General features: G+C 45.5%; 18 protein-coding genes. 10 read left to right on the top strand and 8 right to left on the bottom strand.

Translation table 11 applies throughout. The features are described from left to right. Positions 1-14 precede the first annotated feature (14 nt). Positions 15-914 carry a DMT family transporter gene (locus tag AB4323_RS05040; protein ID WP_102429238.1) on the bottom strand — a complete coding sequence of 300 codons (900 nt, stop codon included), beginning with the start codon at positions 912-914 and terminating at the stop codon, positions 15-17. A gap of 124 nt (positions 915-1,038) precedes the next feature. Between AB4323_RS05040 and AB4323_RS05035 the strand changes: the two genes are divergently transcribed. Then, the gene (locus tag AB4323_RS05035) at positions 1,039-2,466 is read left to right on the top strand and encodes a PLP-dependent aminotransferase family protein (RefSeq protein ID WP_372151820.1); all 1,428 of its coding nucleotides are present in this window, start codon (positions 1,039-1,041) and stop codon (positions 2,464-2,466) included. A gap of 114 nt (positions 2,467-2,580) precedes the next feature. Here AB4323_RS05035 and AB4323_RS05030 read toward each other — a convergent pair whose 3' ends face one another. The 3 genes from AB4323_RS05030 to AB4323_RS05020 form a co-directional block, all read right to left on the bottom strand. Beyond that, positions 2,581-3,129 (bottom strand): carboxymuconolactone decarboxylase family protein, encoded by a 549-nt coding sequence (locus tag AB4323_RS05030; RefSeq protein WP_017061666.1) that lies wholly within the window; start codon positions 3,127-3,129, stop codon positions 2,581-2,583. Positions 3,130-3,365: 236 nt separating this feature from the next. Further along, entirely contained in the window at positions 3,366-3,935 is a 570-nt protein-coding gene (locus tag AB4323_RS05025; protein ID WP_102332217.1) for a GNAT family N-acetyltransferase, read from the bottom strand. Further along, positions 3,936-5,171, bottom strand: coding sequence for a MerR family transcriptional regulator (locus AB4323_RS05020; RefSeq protein ID WP_102332218.1), 1,236 nt, complete (start codon positions 5,169-5,171; stop codon positions 3,936-3,938). Positions 5,172-5,661: 490 nt separating this feature from the next. Here AB4323_RS05020 and AB4323_RS05015 point away from each other — a divergent pair, with 490 nt between their 5' ends. Next, a complete protein-coding gene (locus AB4323_RS05015) occupies positions 5,662-6,825 on the top strand; it encodes an amino acid permease (RefSeq protein ID WP_017061663.1) in 1,164 nt (387 codons plus the stop codon). Between the two features lie 121 nt (positions 6,826-6,946). Here the strand turns inward: AB4323_RS05015 and AB4323_RS05010 are convergent, their stop codons facing one another. After that, positions 6,947-8,926, bottom strand: a complete 1,980-nt coding sequence (locus AB4323_RS05010; protein ID WP_229648208.1) for a methyl-accepting chemotaxis protein — start codon at positions 8,924-8,926, stop codon at positions 6,947-6,949. Between the two features lie 495 nt (positions 8,927-9,421). On the opposite strand from AB4323_RS05010, the gene AB4323_RS05005 reads away from it, so the two are divergent. Both AB4323_RS05005 and AB4323_RS05000 read left to right on the top strand, forming a co-directional pair. Beyond that, the gene (locus tag AB4323_RS05005) at positions 9,422-9,595 is read left to right on the top strand and encodes a hypothetical protein (RefSeq protein WP_017061661.1); all 174 of its coding nucleotides are present in this window, start codon (positions 9,422-9,424) and stop codon (positions 9,593-9,595) included. 139 nt (positions 9,596-9,734) lie between these two features. After that, a complete protein-coding gene (locus tag AB4323_RS05000; RefSeq protein ID WP_017061660.1) occupies positions 9,735-10,319 on the top strand; it encodes a TetR/AcrR family transcriptional regulator in 585 nt (194 codons plus the stop codon). A gap of 126 nt (positions 10,320-10,445) precedes the next feature. Here the strand turns inward: AB4323_RS05000 and AB4323_RS04995 are convergent, their stop codons facing one another. Further along, positions 10,446-12,311 (bottom strand): fructose-specific PTS transporter subunit EIIC, encoded by a 1,866-nt coding sequence (locus tag AB4323_RS04995; protein WP_372106780.1) that lies wholly within the window; start codon positions 12,309-12,311, stop codon positions 10,446-10,448. Between the two features lie 338 nt (positions 12,312-12,649). On the opposite strand from AB4323_RS04995, the gene AB4323_RS04990 reads away from it, so the two are divergent. Beyond that, positions 12,650-12,952 carry a PTS fructose transporter subunit IIB gene (locus tag AB4323_RS04990; protein ID WP_004732927.1) on the top strand — a complete coding sequence of 101 codons (303 nt, stop codon included), beginning with the start codon at positions 12,650-12,652 and terminating at the stop codon, positions 12,950-12,952. 7 nt (positions 12,953-12,959) lie between these two features. Beyond that, entirely contained in the window at positions 12,960-13,733 is a 774-nt protein-coding gene (locus AB4323_RS04985; protein ID WP_372151848.1) for a PTS sugar transporter subunit IIA, read from the top strand. Positions 13,734-13,888: 155 nt separating this feature from the next. Here AB4323_RS04985 and AB4323_RS04980 read toward each other — a convergent pair whose 3' ends face one another. Together AB4323_RS04980 and AB4323_RS04975 are read right to left on the bottom strand one after the other, a co-directional pair. Then, entirely contained in the window at positions 13,889-15,667 is a 1,779-nt protein-coding gene (locus tag AB4323_RS04980; RefSeq protein ID WP_029236500.1) for a sodium:solute symporter family transporter, read from the bottom strand. Positions 15,668-16,233: 566 nt separating this feature from the next. Beyond that, entirely contained in the window at positions 16,234-17,073 is an 840-nt protein-coding gene (locus AB4323_RS04975; protein ID WP_029222326.1) for a helix-turn-helix transcriptional regulator, read from the bottom strand. Between the two features lie 378 nt (positions 17,074-17,451). Between AB4323_RS04975 and AB4323_RS04970 the strand changes: the two genes are divergently transcribed. From AB4323_RS04970 to AB4323_RS04955, 4 genes are all read left to right on the top strand, one after another. Continuing rightward, entirely contained in the window at positions 17,452-19,356 is a 1,905-nt protein-coding gene (locus AB4323_RS04970; RefSeq protein ID WP_372151819.1) for a fructose-specific PTS transporter subunit EIIC, read from the top strand. A gap of 91 nt (positions 19,357-19,447) precedes the next feature. Beyond that, positions 19,448-20,665: a mannose-6-phosphate isomerase, class I gene (gene manA, locus AB4323_RS04965; RefSeq protein WP_372151817.1), complete on the top strand. Its 1,218-nt coding sequence runs from the start codon at positions 19,448-19,450 to the stop codon at positions 20,663-20,665. A 257-nt stretch (positions 20,666-20,922) separates the two neighbouring features. Beyond that, on the top strand, positions 20,923-21,363 hold the full coding sequence (locus AB4323_RS04960) for a PTS sugar transporter subunit IIA (RefSeq protein WP_004732913.1): 441 nt from the start codon (positions 20,923-20,925) through the stop codon (positions 21,361-21,363). Between the two features lie 13 nt (positions 21,364-21,376). Beyond that, complete coding sequence (locus tag AB4323_RS04955) at positions 21,377-22,789, top strand: fructose-specific PTS transporter subunit EIIC (protein ID WP_372151815.1); 1,413 nt, start codon at positions 21,377-21,379, stop codon at positions 22,787-22,789. Positions 22,790-22,812 lie beyond the last annotated feature (23 nt).

Here is a 22,812-nt window from a genome sequence, read left to right as displayed (position 1 = left end):
GTTTGGTATACAAACTACCGCTCTAACACTGTTCGCCTACGAGCCTTAATTAACTCAGGCTTTTTCACCACCAAATAAACCGCCGCAGCAGACAAGGCAAAGCCCATCGCGCCATACATGTCGAACGACTCACCGAAAATAAGCCACGCTTGGATTGCTGTCGTCGGTGGCACCAAGTAAAAGACCGAAGCCACACTTGAAGATGCACCGTGCTCTACCATGTAAAGCAACAATAGGATGGCAACACAAGACAGAACGACCACCAGCCAAATTAGAGTCAACGTGAATTCTATCGTCCAGTTTACTTGCATAGTTTCGTAACGCATTGCGAACGGCAGAAACAACGCGGCAGAAGCCAAATATTGCACCATCGCACCGCCGACCATATCTGTCCCCTGACAGAAGCGCTTCTGATACAAAGTGCCGCAGGTAATACCCACCAAAGAAACCAAACACAATAACGTTGCCAAGCCTTTTTGGTCGTCTGACTGCCATTCAATATTGCCCATCAACACCAAACTAATACCCGCAAAACCAAGCGCTAACCCCAACCACTGTGCAAAATTAAAACGCTGCGAAGTACAGCTGATCATAATCAATGCGGTAAGAATCGGTTGTAAGCCAACAAGTAGAGAACTCAACCCGGCGGGCATACCTATATCAATCGCCAGATAGGTGCCACCAAGGTAGAAACCATGAATCAAGATGCCAACCACACTTGCGTGGAAGAATGCTCGACCACGAGGAATACGACGCTTAAGGATTGCAATCAAAACCAAGAACAGCGCCACGTTGGCTACCATCCTCAATGAAAGTAATGTTGCGGGTTCGGCATATTCAACACCAAGACGTGCGCCGACAAAACCTGACGACCACAATATTACAAACACAAACGGAATCATTTTAATCAGCATTACAAACCTCTGGTCAACTCTTCATCAATGCTGTTACCTTAGTTGGGTACAGATAACTAATAAAGATACAGATATAACACTTTAAATGGTTACAGATTGAGAGTGTGCAACGAGGGAGAAACACGTGGAAGCAGAACTCAGCGGCAATAAATACCTTGCTACCGAACAACATATTAAGGCTCAGATCGATAAGGGGCTCTTTCATCCAGACGATCGCCTTCCCTCGATCCGCCAGTTAAGCGAACAGCTTGGCGTAAGCAAAAATACCGTAATTCGCGCCTATCAAGAACTGGAAGCCACAGGCTGGGTTTATTCAGTACCTAAATCTGGCTATCGCGTGAAAGCACCGAACACCACCAGCTGGGATACACCAAGCCAACCTCAAAAAGTCGATCTGTTGTCTGTCACCAAATCGGTACTCTCTCGTCCAAAAGGTCGCCTAAAACTGTTGGCAGGCTCCGCGCACCCGAACATCAACAATCCAGCGATTCGTAGCTTGTATGCCGAAATCGGTCGCCATAGCCGTTTGCAAACTCAGCTTCCCGGTTATTACCAACTGCCTCCTGGCGACGAGCAATTAGTAAAGCAATTGTTAAAGATCACCCATGATCTTGGTGTACCTGCGGGATCTAAAGAGATTGCGATTACTCATGGTGCTCAACAGGCGATCAGTTTGGCTTTACGTGCGCTCACCAAGCCCGGTGACATCGTGGCGGTCGAGTCGCCCTGTTATTTCGGCAATCTACTTTTACTTGAATCACTTGGATTGCAAGCCCTTGAAATCCCAAGCAGCGTTAGCCACGGTATTGATATACCATCCCTACAGAGTGCGTTGGACAAATGGGAAGTGAAAACCTTACTGCTAACGCCAAACTTTACTAATCCAACCGGTTCACGGATGCCATTGGCGAATCGAAAAGCATTACTGGAGATCACCGGATGTTTGCCAATTATCGAAGACGATGTGTTCGGTAGCTTGGCATTCGATACACCAATCGCTAGCCTCAAAGAGCTTGATGATCAAGATAGAGTCATCTACGTCAACTCACTGTCTAAAACCTTAGACTCACGCTTGCGAATCGGCTGGTTACTATCGGGTCGCTACCAACCTTTAGTCGAAAAGTACCTTTTATGCGACAACATGGGCAGCTCAAACCTGATGCAATCCGCGGTGGGGCAATTCCTCACTACCGGTAAATATCGCAGCCACTTATCCAAAATGAAACGGCTCTACCAAACCAACCAAAAGCAATTCCAAAGCCTGTTAATACAAGCACTAGATAGCCACCCACACCTTGTCGGGCAATACCACCTATCAAAACCGGAAGGCTCTTTTTTAAACTGGATAACACTGCCTGAATCGGTCGATAGCTACGCGGTCTATCAAGACTGTTTAAAGCATAAGTTGGGGATTTTACCCGGAACAGTATTTGGCACCAACGACCAATATAAACACTGCTTGCGCTTTACTGTTGCCAACATTGAAGAGAGCAAAGAGTGGAAAGAAGGGGTTGTGACACTAGCGAAAATAATCGCTAAGCACGTGCGTTAGGTTACCTTTCTAATTACCATTTAGACCAAAACAACAAAGCCCCATTCAACTGAGTGGGGCTTTCATCATTATAATATCTTGAGTTGCTTAAATACGATGGTTAGTTAAATACGATTACCCTTGCCAAGCGAACTGTTCAAAAACTTTGTCGACTGGCGTTTTAGCAACGTGGTTTACGTAATTACTGATCACTTTCTGAGACAGGCCAAGAATCACTTCTAGCACTTGTTGCTGACCGTAGCCCGCTTCGAAAAATGCTGCCATTTCACTTTCAGGCACATTGCCGCGGTTACGTACCATGCTCAGCGTAAAATCATGCAGGGCTTGCAGCTTTTCAGTGGGTAAAGCTGTGCGATTACGCAGTGCTTCGGTGATTGCAGGATCAACCTTCATTGAATGTGCAATGCCAGTGTGTGCAGGAACGCAGTAGTGGCATTCGTGTTCAACGTTGATGGTTTGCCAAACAACCGTTAGCTCTTCAGCATCGAAAGATGAGTCACTAAACGCCTGATGAAGCTGAGTGTAAGCCTTAAGTGTGTTTGGAGATTCAGCCAACACACCAAACAAGCCCGGCACTCTGCCCATCTGCTTTTTAGCGCCCTCAAGAATAGGTTGGCTTTGCTCTGGCGCGGATTCTACTGAGTGAATTTTGAAGTTGCTCATTGCTCTATCCCTATCAATTTTCGGTTCTAAAGTTATTCAATCACGGAGCAATTAATGAATGTTCTCCGTTGGTGTAAAAACAATATAGATCAAACAAGAACGATCGTTCAAGTGTTATTTTGAACAGTTGTTCAATTTATACATTGAAGCCAGAAGAATGTCTTCGTTCATAACAAGAAAGCCCAACAGGCAACACCTGATGGGCTTTCTCTTTTTCTCAATTTTTTTGCAAGCGGCTACCAATATTCTGCGTGGGCCAAGCCTTTAACACAGCTCGACTTGCCACTTGTTACTTTAATTTCACCACCAGTCAACGATTGAGCCAACCAACCGTGAGAGAAACTCAATTCAAAGGGCGCAGGGACTTGCTCAACGGTAATTTGCTCAAAGCCCACTTTTGAATAGTAGTTAGGATCACCGTACGTCACTGCAAGCTCAATACCCTGCTCTTTTAGGAGCTGCAAACCGGAGTTAATCAGGCGCTGACCAATACCACGCTTTTGCACCTGAGTGCTCGCCGCGACTGGCGAAAGCAAATATGCCTTGGTTTCATCGTCAAATGAAAGCGACGTAAAGATAATCGAGCCTACAATCGTACTATCCGCATCCGACTCACTAGAATCATCTTCAACAACAAAGCAAAATAGCTCTGTCGGAGCTGTGGTCGTTAAAAGATCGTTGGCAAGCTCACCCAAAGTTTTACCTTCGTTCTCACCTTCTGAATCCGTAAAGGTTTGAGTGAAAACTTGAGTGATCGTTTCGATTTCATTTGAATTATATTGCCTAAATTTCATGGTGTTACTCATTTACTTTAATTTCTTGAGCACAAAGAACTGATAATCAAAATCACGTTGTTCAGAACCTTTCGAAGGCTCTTGACCCAAACCGTTCTTTGATGTGCTGCTATCGAAAAATTGTTTAACTTCATTGTCGCAATCGACGAGCGCTTTTGAGTTCGGCATCGTTGCTTTAAGCGCTTCTATTCGCTTTTGAAAGGGCTGGTAATACGCAAGCCAACCAGCGTCACTCATTGCAAAGTGATCCAAAATTTCATAACCCGCTGCTTTTGCCTGTTTAATACGCTCGGAAACCGTCGTCATGTCCGGGTACTCTTTCTGCCAGAACGCTTTGCTCGATTCGTTAGGTTGTTCGGTATTCCACACCAAATCATTAACGACCAATATGCCGTCATCACTGAGTAAATTTCGCCACTGCTTTAGCGCCTTTTCAACACCCATGATGTAAGCGCTGCCTTCCGACCAAATTAGGTCAAACGACTTAGCTTCAAACGGCAGATCCATCATGCTCGCGCATACGGTTTTGACGTTGCTTTCTAAGCCAAGAACCCGTGCTTGCTGAGTCAGAACATCTAAACTCGGTTGATCATTATCTACCGCCGTTATTTGCACATCCACTTGATATTCTACTAAGGCTTTCGCTAACACAGAGGTGGCAATACCTTTACCACAACCGATCTCAAGCACACGTTTAGGAGAAACCGAAACGTGTACCAACGCCGCTAAAGTATCTTCCGCTGTTCCTGGCCCTAAACGCTGTAAACCCTCAAAGATCACCTCAAAATCCGCCATGTACTGGTCATGATCGTTCATGTCTTTTGAAAGCCATTTCAGTCGCAGTACTTGCTTCTCATCAAAGCCTTGCTTAATGAGCCAATCGAGATGCGCATCAGGCGCCACCTTGTCCATCGATTCATGCCAATCTTGCAAACCACTCTCGCCTAACAAGGCCGATAAAAGATCTCTCGAACGCTGTTTCTGAGCGATCTCTTCGTCCAATTGTTCGAGTCGGTTTTGTAACAAGGAGCGGTCAACCTTGGCATCCAAACACGCCTGACACTCTTTCAACGTCAGTCCACCCGCTTGTAACTGCTGCAACAATTTCACACGCTGCAAGTCGCGTTCGGAATAACTTCGATAACCATTATTGGTGCGTTGAGCTTCTATCAAACCCAACTTTCCATAGTACAAAAGCGTTGAACGGCTCAGGCCAACGAGCTCCGCTAATTCAGATATGCGATACATCCACTTCTCCCTCATTTCAGTAGTAAAGATAAACTATGAAGTTGTAGTCAGGTCAACAGAATTTTCGACACTTTTCTCGTTCTTTACCTATTTACCTTCAAATTGATAAAGCGATCTGAGCGTGTCTTTTACCCATAGAACGGTTAGTCATCGACATTGCCTGAACGGGATTCAGGAAAGGAGAAGTATTAAACTTGATGAATTGAAAACAATTAGCTCATAAACATACTTCTTTTTAACTGAATTTTGCCAATTTCTAAATCATTCAATAATGGACGAACGTTAACTAAACGATAAATAAACTCACCGAGTGAATACTTAAATCAACCACACATATACACCAGAAATTCCTGCTTAAATTTTTTAGAAAAATTCAAAATTTATTAGAAATTAACCCCTAACTTTACTGAGTATTTTGTTAGTCTTGGAAACAATTATTTACAATCCAAACAAAATTTAATTGGATCGCTTGAGGTTGTTTTTCTTGAATATGAAATTATTCGGCAGTTCTTTGATTCTGTCAGGAACTGCATTAGGGGCTGGCATGCTCGCTATTCCCATGGTGTTGGCCCAATTTGGCTTCATGATCAGCTCAGTGCTGATGCTACTTATCTTTATCGGCACCACATACTCTGCACTCCTCCTGGCAGAAGCATGCACTAAAACTAAAGACAACAGTGGCATGAGCAGTGTTGCTTACCTCACTCTGGGCAGCAAAGGTAAACACTTTATCAATGCACTCTTTTACCTGTTGCTAGTATGCATGTTGATCGCTTATATCTTGGGTGTCGGTGACATCATTCATAAGCTACTGCTCGACGTTGGTGTCGATGTATCAGCATCCGTTGCGTATACCATTTTCAGCCTATTGATGGGTGCTATCGTCGTCTCGGGCAAGTCTTATATCGACAAACTGAATCGCGGGCTATTCATCTTGATGGTCGTGATGCTGTTTATCGTTATCGCGTCATTATTTAGCAACATTCGCCTTGATTACCTAACTCAAACCAGCCAATACACGGCCAACGACGTGGTGCAATACAGCGCAGTTATCTTTACTAGCTTTGCCTCTATGGTGGTGATCCCGTCACTGGTTATCTACAACCGTGAAGCAACTCAAAAGCAGATCCGCAATATGATTCTGCTAGGCTCAGTGATTCCATTAATTTGCTACCTAACTTGGTTATTCGCGATTATCGGCAACCTTGGCACAGACGCGATAAGCCAGTTCCACAATATCTCTGAGTTGATCTCTGCGTTCAGCGGCCAATCTGCTTGGTTGAAAGTGGTGATCGCTCTGTTCTCTGCTCTGGCCTTGGTGACTTCTTTCCTCGGCGTGTCGATGGCGCTTTACGACCAAAACAAAGATGCGGTGACCAACAACAAAGCGTTGGCTTATGCGCTAACCTTCATCTTACCTTTGGTATTAGCTGAGCTGTTCGCTAGCCAGTTTGTAAGCATGCTGGACTATGCAGGCATGGTCCTGGTGTTCCTAGCTATCTGGGGCCCACTCGCAATGGTAGTTAAGGTTCGCAGACCTGACTTCCCTCACCTACAAACCGAAGGCAGCTACACAGCAGCCGGTGGCGACACGGCATTAATGGCGACATTTGGTTTTGGTGCGTTGATTTTCGTGTCTTGGTTTATGGGGTAGATCCCCATTGAATGGACTATCTGTTGCCATTTAGAAGACAGCAGATACAAATAGCCCGTTAGTCCTGCTATTAAAAGTAGAGACTAACGGGCATTTTACTTCTTATTGGAGTGCTTGCTAGTTAGCTCTTAAACGTACTCGCAATATCTTTCAATGAAGCTGCTAACTGAGCTTGTTCTTTGGCTGTTGCAGCTATTTGCGTTGCACCTGTCGTAGATTCTGTCGACTTCTGCTCTACTGCCATGACGTTTTGAGCAATATCTTGAGTCACTACCGCTTGCTCTTCGGTAGCGGTTGCGATCTGCTCAGTCATGCTAAAGATCTCGCTCACCGATGCTGAGATACCTTGTAAGGTGTGTTCCACCTCTTTTGAATCCTCAACCGCTTTAGACGACATCTTCTGACTGTTATCAATTACATTAAACGCGGTTTGCACATCAGACTGTAACGAGCTGATGAAACCTTCAATTTCAGCTGTCGACTGCTGAGTACGCTGTGCTAACGTGCGAACTTCATCAGCCACTACCGCAAATCCACGACCTTGCTCACCCGCTCTTGCCGCTTCAATTGCCGCGTTCAATGCTAACAAGTTAGTCTGTTCAGCGACGGACTTAATCACATCAATCACACTGTTGATGTTATTACTGCTCTCGTGTAAGTGCGTGATCTTTTCCGCTAGATCATTAATTTCAGATGCCAGTTTTTCGATAGAGTGGTAAGAGTTTTGAACCGTACTCAAACCTTCTTGAGACTGCTCATCGACCAGTTTAGCGGAACTTGCTGTCTGCTGAGTTTTAGCCGCCACCTCATTTACCGTTGCTGATAACTCTTCTGTCGCCGTCGCAACCAAGCCAATTTGGTCTTGTTGTTGCACTAGCGTGTTCGAATTGTAGTGACAGGTTTGTGAGGTTTCTTCAGCGGCTGAAGCTAAGGTCAGACTCGACTGAGACAGGTTGTCGATAACGTTTGAAAACTTCTCTAGCGTTTCGTTGAGTGCCGAAGAGATCTGTCCAAGCTCGCTGTTGCCAACGAACTTAGCGCGAACTGTTAAGTCGTTGTCATTACGAACCTTAGACAACATCACTGTAAGATCTTTTACTCTCATCGTCAGGTCGCTGATCGCCTTATAGCTCACGAAGGTCGCGAACAAGGTTATCAAAGCAAACAGACCAATACTCATCATCATCGCAGACTGCGCCTCTGACATTTTTTTCTCTGTCAGTGCGATAAGCGACTCTGCTAGGTGGTTTTCTGTTTTCTTTAGCTGAACAATACGAGCGGTAGATTGCGAGAACCAGTACACAGGATCAACATCAAAACCGCTCATCTTAGATTCAGCCAAACCACGAAGCTTTTCTACTTCTGCCACCGAACGATCATTCAATTGCTGTTCAAAGAAACGAACGTTAGCTGGGTTACTCAATACCTCAAAGTTTGAGAAATAGGTATTTTGCTCAGTCACCAAAGAGATGAATTTAACCAACATGCCTGGGCCAAATTCATTTTTAGAGAAGGTATTATTTAGGACAGCACGCTCGATACCCGCTCGCTCTTTACCTTGTAAAAAGTTGTAGTAAGCGATGGTTTCAGTGGTGATGGCAGCATCAGAGCTAAGCTCAGCAATTAACGCCGATACGCTCAGCAGCTTTGCATTAAGTTGGGTGTAGTAACCCAAAGCTTCAGACAGAGGAATCGATTGAGAATCCACTCGATTACGAATAGAAGTGATTTGATTTAGGCTTTGGCTTATTTCAGTGTTCAGCCGAGTGATCTGCGGTAAATCGATTTCAGCAGATTGCCAGTATTCGGTTTTCAGATTACGTCTATTATCTGCACTGGCTCTTTGTGCACGTAGTTCACTGACAAACTTAGTGCCCTGTGAGCCGATAAACCCAGCCGTCATTCCACGCTCTTTTTGTAACTCATGCACAAGTTCACTGTACACAACCGACAAACGGGTAAGTTGGTTTAATGAAGACAATTCACTGGTGGTTTCTACGCCTTTTGAAATCGCAGAAACGCTAAGCCATAGAAATCCCAAGATCGGTAAAATAAGCAAAGCGATGATTTTTTGCTTAAAAGACATATCGGTTAATTTCATTATCATTTCCCTAGCAGCTAACAAATCTTTTCAGTCATCTAACTCGCACACCCTTAATAAGATGCGCCTCAATTGTGACTGTATAATTATTCAACTTGATCAATGTGCATCAATTACCGTGCCACACAGATCGCGATGCGATGAAGGTAACATTTAACCTTACAAAATTCATTGATTTACCGATAAAACTGTTAGCTAAGCGACCTAACGATACCCAAAACACATGCGACAACATTTTATTGACGTAAGCGACTGAAATCTGACACACTTTAACTACCCAAAAGGTGTAGGCCTGCACCAATTATGTGCTCAGAGAAAACGATATATTCAGAACTAACTATAGATTCAACGCTCACCAGCGATTGATTCACAACTAATCAACTCCCTATTCTGCGCTGATTAACTGTCTATTCCTCGTTAACTAAATATGTATAATGCCGAATTATCAAAGTAGAGATTCGCAATAAATATGCGACAACAACTGAGAGATATTGTATGGATTGTCCCGCTTGCGAAGAACATATCGGTTGGGAATGGGTAGAAGAAGCGGCTATTGAACCCAATGAGGAATTCGATTGTCCAGAGTGCGAAGCAACATTGATGTACACCATCGATGAAGGCACCTACTACGGCGCTCAGCACAAGACCGTAGAAGTTATTGATGATTAAGATTATTTCCTGATGATCTGGATGTTTTATTAACTCTTTGATGTTCTAAGCCTGCGCAAAGCAGCTAAACACACCTTTACTAGAACGGGCGTTCAGCATAAAATATTGAACATATGTTCAGATTAATGAAGTAGATGTTATGGCTAAGACCGCTAAGTTCGATAGACAAGACGTAGTAGATAAAGCAACGAACCTGTATTGGGAAAAGGGCTTTCATGCGACTTCTATGCGCAACCTGCAAGACGTGATTGATATGCGTCCGGGCAGCATCTACGCGACGTTCGGCAGCAAAGAAGGTTTGTTTAAAGAGACGCTTGCTCGCTATACCGAACTTGGCATCCTGAATCTGAACCGCTTCCGCAGTGAAACCGAATCGCCTATCAAAGCGTTGGAAAACTTCGTAAAACGTGCGGTTGTCGAATCGAAACAGAGCGCACCAAACGGCATGTGTATGTTGGCTAAAACGGTCGCAGAACTGACTGATGAACACGCAGAATTGTTAGCAGAAGCGAAGAAGTCACTCAAGATAATGGAAGGTGAGTTCGCCAAGCTGATTTCAGAATCACAAGAATTGGGTGAGATCAGCAAAGAGCGCGATCCGACTCAACTTGCTCGTCATGTTCAGGTTCAAATCGCAGGCCTGCGTACTTACGCCAAAACCTGTGACGATATCGATTTGCTCAACTCAATGGTTGAAGACGTATTTAAGTACCACCCTTTTTAAGGGCTGAACTTATACATTAGAAAGCGATACAAAAAGACTCCACTTTCACCTTAACCGGCCTGAGCGGAGTCTTTTTAGTTTTGATCTAGTTAACTTTATAGATGATAAACTTTGCGGTTTAAAGAGTTACACCTTTCTCATGATCAACGCCTGAGCATTAAGCATCGCTTCCTTAGTACTGACATCTAACGTTTTCACGTTCGCAAAGCGTTCTACTTCTTTAATCGCCACGTCGTGAGCAAAGATCACCAGCCTCGCCCTTTCAATATCTTTCTGCGTGATACGATTGCCTATTCCGTTGGCACCCTGCGTTTCGACTTTAATCCGAACCCCAAGATGATGCGCCGCCTTTTCTAAGGATTTCGCTGCTAAGAATGTGTGGGCAACGCCTGACGGACAAGAAGTAATCGCCAATACCTCCGCTTGCCCTTCTTCCGTTACCGAGCCACCCGTGAACTGATTAGAATTCGCTTCGCCTTCGACCACGTTCTTTTTCAGCAGTATTACAATTAAAGCCGTGGTAAGAGCCCCTGCGAGTGTGCCAATGATGTAGCCAATCTTGCCATCCACCACCGGCAGCACAATCCAGCCGCCCCATGGTGCATGGTTCACTACATGGAACATAAAGCCGACCACGTTACCAACTACGCCACCAGCAACAACAGCAGGCAGAACGCGCGCAGGATCGGCGGCTGCAAAAGGAATCGCGCCTTCACTGATGCCAATCATTCCCATGATGCCTGCGGCTTTTCCGGCTTCGCGTTCGTCGCGTTTGAATTTCTTCGGTGATATGAAAGTCGCCAATGCCATGCCGAGTGGCGGTGTACAAATTGCTATCCCGACACCGCCCATCAACCATGGCTGAGTATTCACCTGCGTTTGAGCAAACAGCGTGGCTACTTTGTTGATCGGGCCGCCCATATCAAAGGCCGTCATCGCACCCAAAATGCTACCCAACACCACTTTCCCTGAACCTGCCATGCCAGTCAGCATCTGGTTCATCTCTAGCATCACTTGGGCAATAGGAGAACCAATCACCCACATCACAGCGCCACAGGTAACAAAGGTGCCGACTAGTGGATAGATGAAGATCGAGCTCAGCGAGATCATGCTATCTGGCAGTTTGATCTTCTTGAGCAGATTCACCACAAAACCCGCAAAGAAGCCGACCACAATTGCACCGAGAAAACCGGTGTTGTATTGATTGACCGCGACCCAAGAACCAATCATACCGGGCGCTAAACCCGGTTTGTCGGCCATTGAATACGCGATGTAACCACCCAGCACGGCGGTAAACAGGGTTAACCCTGCGATGCCCATTTGTGCGATGTCAGCCAAAACGCCACTCTCAGGCACTGCGCCATGACCCGACATCATTACCGACAAAGACAAAAGCACACCACCCGCGACCACGAATGGAATCATGTGTGAGGTGCCGTATAACAAGTGTTCTTTAAGACGATTAAGAGATTGTGCCCAAGGGCTTAGTGGTTCGACATAAACTTCATGATGGCTAGAGGCGTAACTATCGAAAGGTTCAAAATTGGCTTCGAGAAACAGCTCTTGAGCTTCTTCGACCGACTCCACCGCCTTTAATTTTGTAACAAAGCCATCTTCGATAAGTCTGGTCGAAATCTGAGCTAGTACCTCGATATGGTGGTCGTCGTGGTTGTTTGGTGAAGCGAGCATAAAGAACACGTCCGACAGCTCGCCGCCGTCTGCGCCATAATCGATGCCAGATCGGCTGATACCTACCGCCACAGCTGGTTTAGCTACGGCAGTACTTTTCGCGTGTGGAATCGCAATACCATCGTCAAAGCCTGTATTACCGATGGCTTCACGCTTCCAGATATCATCAAGGAATTCACGTTTATTGGAGAGCTTACCGGCACGGTCGAGCAGTTCAACAAGCTCTTCAAATACCGCCTGTTTTGAGTCTGCTTGTAAATCTAAGCAGATGATCTCGGGCTCGATAATGTTGGTGATATCCATATGCTGCTCTGCCTCGCCTGATTTCAGACTGAAGTAATTAGTATCTGTTAACCTAGAGATAAGGTTAATAAGATGAAAAGATTAACGGTGTGAAGGCACTCAATATATAGGACGAAAGGTGCATTAACTGGATTATTGTAACCAAGAACTCAGAGTGTGACTTTCACCTTGGAATAAAAAACGCCAATCCATAAAATCCACAGAACCCATAACAATATCGCCCCTCCCTTATGCGAGCTTTCTATACTGGATTTTCCATGCAAGATAGCTTTTCCAAGGTAGCTTCTGAAAGGTAGCTTTTGTAACGTAACAGGGACGAGATTAAGCCGAGAATAATAATGAGAATTGTAGCGGTAACTGCGTGCCCTACAGGCATTGCGCACACCTATATGGCAGCTGATGCTCTAAATAAAACAGCCCCTAAGTTCAACGTTTCAATCAAGGTTGAGACGCAAGGCGCTATGGGTATTGAAAACTTACTGACCGCCCAAGATATTACCCTCGCAGACAAAGTGTTGATCGTCTCTGATATCGATATTGAACAACCAAGCCGGTTCGACCCAGCTAAAACCGTATTCATTCCCATGGAAGAGGTGTTGTTGAGTGTCGATAAAGTCTTTATTAAGCATTGTCGAACTTAAACTTTTCATGAACGAATACCAGATCACCTTCTTCGTTAACGATCCTTCCGCGAACTCACATGTCGCGCAGCCCCTTACTCGATTAGCGAAGAAGTTCAAAAGCAACATCCGCATTATCAACATCACTCAAAATCGAACGGCTGATCTCTCCAAATCCGTTGCGATGCTGCAAGTAGGTTTACTTCGTGGTGATTTGTGTCAGATAACCGCGGTTGGGATTGATGCGGAGCTGGCCTGTTTCGTTCTCAAAGATGTAATTGCTGAGCATTACGACATGGTTGGTTCACAAGTGAACCATGAATTCTCGAAAGATCTAATCCAGCGTATGCCGCAAATATGCCCGCCCTGTGACATCAAGTGGCACCATGCCAAAGCACAAACTCAACTGACCAAATTTGAATGCTTGAAAGGCCTCGCTCACCTTGTTTATCCAGAAGACCCAGATGAGTTGATTCTGGCATTTATTAAGCGGGAGGAACGCTCTTCAACCTGCGTGTCACCAGGTATCGCACTGCCGCATGTGATGTTTGAATCGACTCAAGATCTCTCGATTGCGGTTATCGTCAGTGACGACCCGATTGACTGGGCATCACGTATAGGCGAAGTGCACGTTGCTATTGCACTCGTTCTGCCAACTAAACCACAACGAGAACATATTATTGCGGCGACCAACCTAACTCGAAACCTGCTTCACGATCAGGTCAATGAGCGTCTGCAAAAGACTCGAAGCAGTGTCGACCTACAAGCCTTGTTGATGTACATCTCGTCACGCCTTATCTAATTCATCTCTTCTGGTCAAACTCAAAGCATCCATTAATCCCCTGTTGTGACACCTATCCAATCGTTATAAGCTCATTTTCTCATACAATAAAAAACGGCTGAGCATTAGAGCTCAGCCGTTTTATGTTTAATTACTTGTTTAACTGGTTAGCTAACTTAAGCTGTTTTTTTCGCTTGTTTCGCATCCTCAACCGAGTCGTCTACAGCTTTCACCAACAGCAAACCAACTACGAATACGATACCGCCACACAGTACGAACATCATTCTTCCCCAGAATGGGTTCGGTAGAGCAAACATCGCCATCACTGCCACACCAGACACTGCGATCAGTGAGCCCAGCATGTGACGTTGTTTGTTGTCCAGTTTCTTCTGTGCTGTTGATTCAGAAACCAATGGTGTCGCAAGGTTGTTGAAGAAGGTATCAACATCTTTCTGACGAGACGCTTCTAGTGGTTTGTAGAACAATGTCGAAAGAACAAAGAAGCCGCCAGTAAACACTAGGTGCGCAATCAGACCTACTGCAACTTTCAAGTCAGACCATTCGCGGCCTGTTAGAGGCTCTAGGTTGAACAAGTTTTGTAGCATTTCAGCGGTAATCACGAAACCAACGATGTAAGACACAATCGCACCGACCACTAGCGTACCCCAACCTGCCCAGTCCGGAGTCTTCTTAAGGAAGAAGCCACAGAATGCTGGAATGGTCATTGGGAAGCCAATAAGTGCACCCACGTACATCATGGTGTCGAACAAACTCAAGCCTTTTAGCGAATTGATAAACAGCGCGATAAGGATGATAGCTAGACCGAAGAAGGTAGACATCAACTTAGACACAATCATCAGCTCTTTCTCTGTCGCGTTTGGACGAAGAATCGGTTGATAGAAGTTGATTACAAAGATTCCAGAGTTACGGTTTAAGCCTGAGTCCATAGAAGACATAGTTGCCGCAAACATCGCTGCGATTAGAAGCCCCACCATACCCGCTGGCATGTATTGCTCTACGAAGTAAAGGTAAGCGAAGTCGCCTGCTTTAGAACCTGCGTCTGGGTAATGTGCTGCAAGGTCAACGCCTTGTCCTGCTACAAACCAAGGTGGCATGAACCAAATGATTGGACCAATTGTCATCAGAATACACGCCAACAGCGCTGCTTTCTTCGCGTTCTTGGAGTCTTTTGCCGCTAGGTAACGGTAAGAGTTCAACATGTTGTTGGTGATACTGAACTGTTTGAAAAAGATAAAGAATGCCCAGATACCGAAGATGCTTACGTAGTTCAGGTTGTTACCAGAAACAAATGATGCGCCTTCTGCTACAGGGAAATCGTTGATGATTTCAGTAACACCGCCACCTTGCACGATAGCCACAGCAGCACATGTCACGGTTACTGCCATGATGATAACCATCTGCATGAAGTCAGACGCGATAACCGCCCATGAACCGCCCGTTACCGACATCACTAGTACAACAAGACCGGTTAGAACGATGGTGGTTGTCATATCGAAGCCAAATATGCCCGATGCGATAATCGCCAAACCGTTCAGCCATATACCTGCAGAAACAATACTGTTCGGCATGCCAGACCAAGTAAACACTTGCTCGTTGAAGCTACCAAAACGCATACGAATCGCATCAATTGGCGTTACTACACGCAGCTGACGGAATTTCGGAGCGAAGTACAGGTAGTTCATCAGGTAACCAAATGCGTTCGCTAGGAAGATAACCGCGACAGCCATACCATCGGCATACGCTTTACCCGCTGCGCCAGTGAAGGTCCAAGCACTGAACTGAGTCATAAACGCAGTCGCGCCAACCATCCACCAAAGCATGTTGCCGCCCCCGCGGAAATAGTCACTGGTTGTACTGGTGAACGTTCTAAACATCCAACCTATTGCGATAAGGAAAAGGAAATAAATTCCTACGATCAGAGTATTGAGTTCCATGTATAAGTCTTCTTTATGATGAATATCTGAAGAGCATATTATCTATAGAATTCTTAATTTGTAGTATTATAAGTCAAGATTGTGATAGGGCGTATAAACCTGAATATTTGATTTCGAGGCATTAATTACACGTTAGTAAACAAAGAACAATCTAACGAAAAGTAAACGTTTAAAATCAATAACTTAAAATAATTTCAATCAGTAAGTTGGACAACAATAACAAGATTTTATCGTCTCGATAAGTGGTTTTCAATTTACTTGGCATTCATTAAATGCATCGCATTAATACATCAACTCTCACACGTTTAATTCAATAAAGAGGCAACGAAAAATAATAAGCAACTCGCAAGGCGAACCCTTAATGTTATTAATTGGGGGTTATTTAGTGAAACGGGATAAATAGAAATCTTGCCTAAAGATAAGGTTGGGAAATAAGGTGTAGAAATAAACGGCAGAGGAGAACACAAAGCAAATTGCTCACCACACCACAGAGTCCACTGTGGTGATCTAGTCATACAAATTTCGGTCGTATAAGCTCTGGTCAGAAAAGGTAATTTGAAGGGATATTAGATTGAACCACGATATTCGGTCGGCGTTCTTCCGGTGCGATTCTTAAACACGCGGCAGAAGTAGTTCACATCTTTAAAGCCACAACGTAGTGCCACTTCATTGAGTTTGAAGTTGTACTTCTTAAGCATAAACTTAGCGCGATCGACCCGCACGCGGGTAATGTACTCTGCTAGCGTCATGTGGCCTTGCTGACGGAACATTCGCGACAAGTGATTGGATGAAATGCTAAAGCGTGAGGCAATGCTGTCTCGGGTGATTTGGCGGTGGAAGTTCTCTTGAATGTAGATACAAATCCCCTGATACACATCCTGTACTCGGCTATGAGATTTTTCTACGGGCGCTTCCAGCATGATTTTACTGTATTGCAGTAGAGCTTGCAGCAATAACTCATCCATCGGCTGCTTGTTGCTCTCCCTCGCTAGCGAGCTAAGCGCCTCCAAGATATTATCAATCGCAAACCCTGATCGAGTCTGAATACTGTGCTTTTGAATATCGTAAAAGCTCTCTTCCCCTTTGCGCTTACTCACCAAACTTAAACCCAGCTGACGACGACCAAACAACATACTCAGCACCGAGCAGTCAGTATCCCAGTTAGGTTTATTCCAGCAGTTAGGTGGGATGAAAATCGCGTCTCCGGCTTTGGCAATAACGTTAGTGATCTTACGATCATGACTCTCCATTTCATTAATATACTCTCCGTCTAGCACCAGCTCTAAGCGCGGAAAGTTCACCTGATAACTGCACGCTGAAGGTGTATGAAAATCTCCAGCAAACCAGATGTTATGAAACGGTTCTCGCTCATTTAACACCGACGAGATTAAGTCATGAAATATCATTATTCGAACTCTTATAAGCAGCAATAAGGCTACCGGAATAGATATACCTGTAACTGAAACATAGCGCTATTGAGCAAAATCACAATTTGAGATCTAGGTTACAAAAATCCAGTCTTAGAAATAAATCTCCAGTGGAGAAATCGATTAGGCACGTAATTTCCCAGATAACAAAACACGCTGTAGCCCTTATAAATAAAAGCTTTAAAGCACGACAAATCTTGTCAACACAGGGCTAAAAACGCCCGTTAGACCGATCAAAATCACACTCCACTTATAACGCAACAATCATCCAGTAAATGCATTTTTTCTTCACTACAGAAGGTAAGCCGTAGATTCCAGAATACCCCTAACAAAATAAAAACAGAGTAGGGGTTCATTATGATCACGACATTGATCAATCAAGATTTGATTAAGCTTTCGCTTAGCGCTAATTCAAAAGAAGACGTATTTAAAGAGCTAATAGACGTGCTGTACGCACAAGGCAGAATCTCAGAAAAAGCACAGTTTCTTGCCGACATTAAGGCTCGTGAAGAACAAGGTAATACCGGATTTGAAGAAGGTATTGCTCTGCCTCACGCCAAAAGCAGCGCGGTGATCAAACCCGCGGTTGTTATCGGCGTCCACAAGCAGGGTATCGAGTACGGCGCAGATGATGGTCAGCCATCAAAGCTATTTTTCATGATTGCCTCTCCTGATGGCGGCGACAATCACCACATAGAAGTATTGGCAGAGCTTTCTTCAAAACTGATTGAAGAAGGCTTTATCGAAAGCTTCATGAATGCTCAATCTGAACAACAAGCATTAGAACTACTGCTTACCCAACCTGAGCCGTCAGAAACGGAAACTAACGTAGAGAAACAAGGCTTCATCATTGGCGTGACAGGCTGCCCAGCTGGCGTTGCACACACGTATTTGGCAGCCGAAGCGTTAGAGAAAGGCGCGGCGGCTCTTGGCTACGACATCAAGGTCGAAACCAACGGCTCTATTGGTGTAAAGAACAGCCCGACTCAAGAAGAGATCGAACGCGCAGATGCGATTGTCGTGGCTTGTGACAAACAGGTCGACATGGCTCGCTTTGCCGGAAAACGCGTCATCAGCACCAACGTAAAAGCACCAATCAAAGACGCACAAGGCTTGATTAAGCAAGCTCTCAATGCACCTAGTTACCAAGCTGAACAAACACCGACCAACCAATCCGTTGTAGAAAAAGCCTCGCAAGCACGTTCAGACCTTTACCGTTACTTGATGAATGGCGTATCTCACATGATCCCATTCGTGGTGACGGGCGGTCTTTTGATTGCCCTAGCACTAGCCATTGGCGGTGAGCCGAGTGAATCTGGCATGGCAATTCCTGCTGGCAGCATGTGGAACCAAATCCTAGAGGTGGGTGTGGTGGCCTTCACCCTGATGATCCCAATCTTGGCTGGCTACATTGCTTACGCGATTGCTGACCGCCCTGCCCTAACCCCTGGCTTAATTGGCGGCTGGATTGCCAACAACGGTTCTTTCTATGGCGCTGACGCAGGTACTGGCTTCATTGGCGCAATCATCGCGGGTTTATTAGTGGGTTACTTCGTTAAATGGATTACTTCGTTTAACTACCACAAATTCGTTCAACCGCTTGTGCCTATCATGATCGCTCCGATCACTGGCTCTTTGTTCATCGCAGGTTTGTTCATTTTTGTTATTGGCGCACCTATCGCTGGGCTGATGGATGCTCTTACTGCACTGCTAACCAGCATGAGTACAGGCAACGTGGTTCTGCTTGGTATTGTCCTTGGTGGCATGGCCGGCTTTGATATGGGCGGCCCGTTCAACAAGGTGGCGTTCCTATTCTCAGTCGGCATGATTGCCAGCGGTCAAACTCAGTTCATGGGTGCAATGGCGTGTGCAATCCCTGTCGCTCCCCTTGGTATGGCTATCGCAACCAGACTTGGCCGTAAGTTCGACCTATTCGAATCTTCTGAGATTGAAGCAGGTAAAGCAGCAGGCGCGATGGGCTTGGTGGGTATCTCTGAAGGTGCGATTCCATTCGCGGCTCAAGATCCAATGTCAGTTATCCCAGCCAACGTGCTTGGCTCAATGACTGCTGCGGTAATGGCGTTCTCGTTTGGTATCACCAACAGCGTTGCCCATGGTGGCCCAGTTGTAGCTCTGCTCGGTGCAATGAACTACCCAATGCTGGCACTACTATGCATGGCATCAGGTGCGGGCGTGACTGCGGTGACTTGTATCGCGCTTAAAAATCTACGCAAAGCCAAGCTAACGACAGCAGCGGCTTAAGCCATTTCAACTCCAATGGCTTGAGCCCTTCTACTCGCATTTCACTAGGTCGAGTAGAGCTCAAGCCATGTTTCCCTTCATGGTGATTTCGATGTCTGATTTTTCTTTAGCGAACGATTCGTTCGTACAACGTTTTTTCTACCCAATGACTAATGTGATTCAGAACTACGCATGGGGTAGCCCTTCTTCGTTCAGCCAACTGTTTGGTATTGATAACCAGTCTGGTGAGCCACAAGCGGAGATTTGGATGGGCGCACACCCCAATGGTTGCTCAATGGTGACTGATAACGGGCAACAGACCACGTTGTCGAACCTTATTTCCAAGAACCTAAACCTGTTTCTAAGCGAGAAAGTCGCAAGTCGTTTTGGTGAACTTCCGTATCTGTTTAAGGTATTAGCGGCTGAGAAAGCACTGTCTGTTCAAGTACACCCGAACAAGCAGCAAGCCGAATCTGGCTATGCTCTTGAAGAGCAGCAAGGCATTCCGATGACGGCTGGCAACCGCAACTACAAGGATCCCAACCACAAGCCAGAACTGGTGTATGCATTAACCGACTACACCGCAATGAATGGCTTTAGGTCGATCAACGAGATCCTTGAGCACTTCCATTATCTTGAGATTCCAGAGCTAAACTCTATGGTTAATGACCTCGCGGGCGACCAAACACCCAATGGATTAGCCAGCTTCTTCGCGAGCTTATTGTCGTTGCAAGGTGAACAAAAAGGCATGGCGCTGACTATGTTACTGATGAAGGCCAAGCTTTCAGATGCCCCTGTGTTCCAATTGATTTCAGAGTTGGAACATCAATATCCGGGGGATGTCGGCCTGTTTGCTCCGCTGCTATTGAACGTGATCACGCTAAAGCCGGGGCAAGCCATGTATCTGGATGCCGAGACACCCCACGCTTACATCAAAGGCACGGGCTTAGAAGTGATGGCGAATTCAGACAACGTACTCCGCGCAGGATTGACGCCTAAGTACATGGATATCAATGAATTAGTCTCTTGTACTCAATTCAATGAAAAGCCTGCCGATAGATTACTGCTCAGCCCGATAGAGCAAGGTGATGTGATGGAATACCAAATTCCGGTCGAGGATTTTAAGTTCTCTATCGTGCAAAACTCACATCAAAGAAAGATCACTACCGAAGGTGCCGAGATCCTATTGCCACTCGATGAGTCCATGGTGCTCACTCACCAATGTGGCGAAACCTGCGTGATAAAGAAAGGCCAATCGGTATTCATTCCTGCTTATGCTGAGAGCTACAAACTGGACTGCGTTGGCCGAGTAGCACGTGCTTACAGCTAGCTCCCTTAGAACTCAGTACAAAGTCTTACTGCCCTGCTCATACGGGGCATTTTTTTCTGAGGAGGTCGCTCGGCGTGTCAAAAACCTAATCAAATACGCCATCAAATATGACCCATCTCACACTACATTAATGATGCAAATCACACTTAATTTTGCTGGATACAAATGTACAGTGAAGGGCTTTTATTTGCTATTTCGCGAATCGGGTTAATCCATTAATTTTAATTCAAGAACTTCAATAGTGAATGAGTTAATAAATGATCACACAGCTAACTAACGTCAACTTAATTAATAACAACCTTCAAGCGAATAATAAAAAAGAACTGTTTGAAGAATTGGCAGGCATGTTATTTGAGAACAACAGAATCAGCAATAAAGAAGCCTTCTTGGCCGACATTGAAATTCGTGAATCTCAAAGCATCACTTCAATGGACGGCATCGCTTACCCACACTCAAAAAGCAAGGCGGTAACTGAGCCGGCGATTGCAGTCGGTGTTAAGCGTCAAGGCATTGAGTATGGCGATGAAGACGGCATTAACCCAACCGTATTTTTTATGATTGCTTCACCAGACAACGGTGCTGACCATCATATTTATGTATTACAAGAACTATTTGGAAAATTCAGCGATGAATTTATTCAAGATATCCATAACGCAAAAGACGAACAACAGATCCTTAATATTTTAATTAATTCATAAGGCATAGAAAATTATGAGCACCCTAACAACTCAAGCTACGAATACTAATAATAAAAACAGTAGTAGCGACTTTAAAAAACTCCTTAGTACCATGAAAGGCCACCTGCTTTTCGGAACCTCACACATGCTGCCTTTCATCGTAGCCGGTGGTGTTCTGTTGGCGTTAGCGGTAATGGCATCAGGCAAAGGTGCCGTACCAGCAGACGGCTTGCTGGCAGACATCTCTAATATCGGTATCAAAGGCCTTGTTCTTTTCCCAATCATTCTTGGCGGCTTTATTGGTTACTCCATTGCAGATAAACCAGCACTAGCACCTGCAATGATCTCTTCTGGCATCATGGCTGACATGGGCGGCGGTTTCCTTGGCTGTATCGTGGCAGGCTTTATCGCCGGTGGCGTGGTGTTCCAACTTAAGAAGATCCCACTTTCTGCAAACATGACGGCACTAGGTGCGTACTTCATCTACCCGCTTCTAGGTACGTTAATCTCTGCAGGTATCGTACTGTGGGGCATCGGTGAGCCAATTAAACTGTTCATGTCTTCAATGAACGAGTTCCTAGCTTCAATGGCTGGTGCATCTAAGATAGTTCTGGGCACAATCCTTGGCGGTATGACGGCGTTTGATATGGGCGGCCCTATCAACAAAGTCGCGACCCTATTTGCCCAAACTCAAGTAGACACACAACCTTGGCTAATGGGCGGCGTTGGCATCGCGATTTGTACTCCACCTCTAGGTATGGCTCTGGCGACTTTCCTATTCAAAAACAAGTTCTCTAAACAAGAGCAAGAAGCAGGTAAAGCAGCAGCAATCATGGGCTCTATCGGTATCTCTGAAGGGGCTATCCCATTTGCAGCGAATGACCCAATGCGCGTACTTCCTTCAATCGTTGCCGGTGGTATCGTGGGCTGTGTATTCGGCTTCATGACAGACGTTCTACTGCACGCACCGTGGGGCGGTCTAATCACGGCGCCAGTATCAAGCAACATTCCAATGTACGTCGTCGGTATTGCGCTTGGCTCGCTAACCACAGCCGTTATCGTAGGCTTCTGGAAACCGGTAGCGGTAGAAACAGAAGAAGACATGGTTGAAGCACCAGTACAAGCTCAAGCAGCTCCTGTAGCAGGCGAAGGCGAGTACGACATCGTAGCAGTAACATGTTGCCCTTCTGGTGTTGCACACACCTTCATGGCAGCGAAAGCACTAGAGAAAGCAGGCTTAGCCGCAGGCCTTAAGATTAAGGTAGAAACTCAAGGTCAAAACGGTATTCAGAACCGCATCAGCGACCTAGACGTAGCGAACGCAAGACTGGTTATCTTGGCTCACGATATTCAAGTGAAAGACGCTCACCGCTTTGCTAACGCGAACGTGATTGAGTGTTCAACCAAGGAAGCAATGAAGAAAGCCGCGACTATGGTGGCTATCTAAAACCTAAGATTATTTAAAACCAA

Source organism: Vibrio sp. 10N.261.52.C11 (genome assembly GCF_041471405.1).
GTDB lineage: Bacteria > Pseudomonadota > Gammaproteobacteria > Enterobacterales > Vibrionaceae > Vibrio > Vibrio crassostreae_C.
Note: the sequence above shows the minus strand (reverse complement) of the source record. Positions and strands in the feature narration are given on the sequence as shown.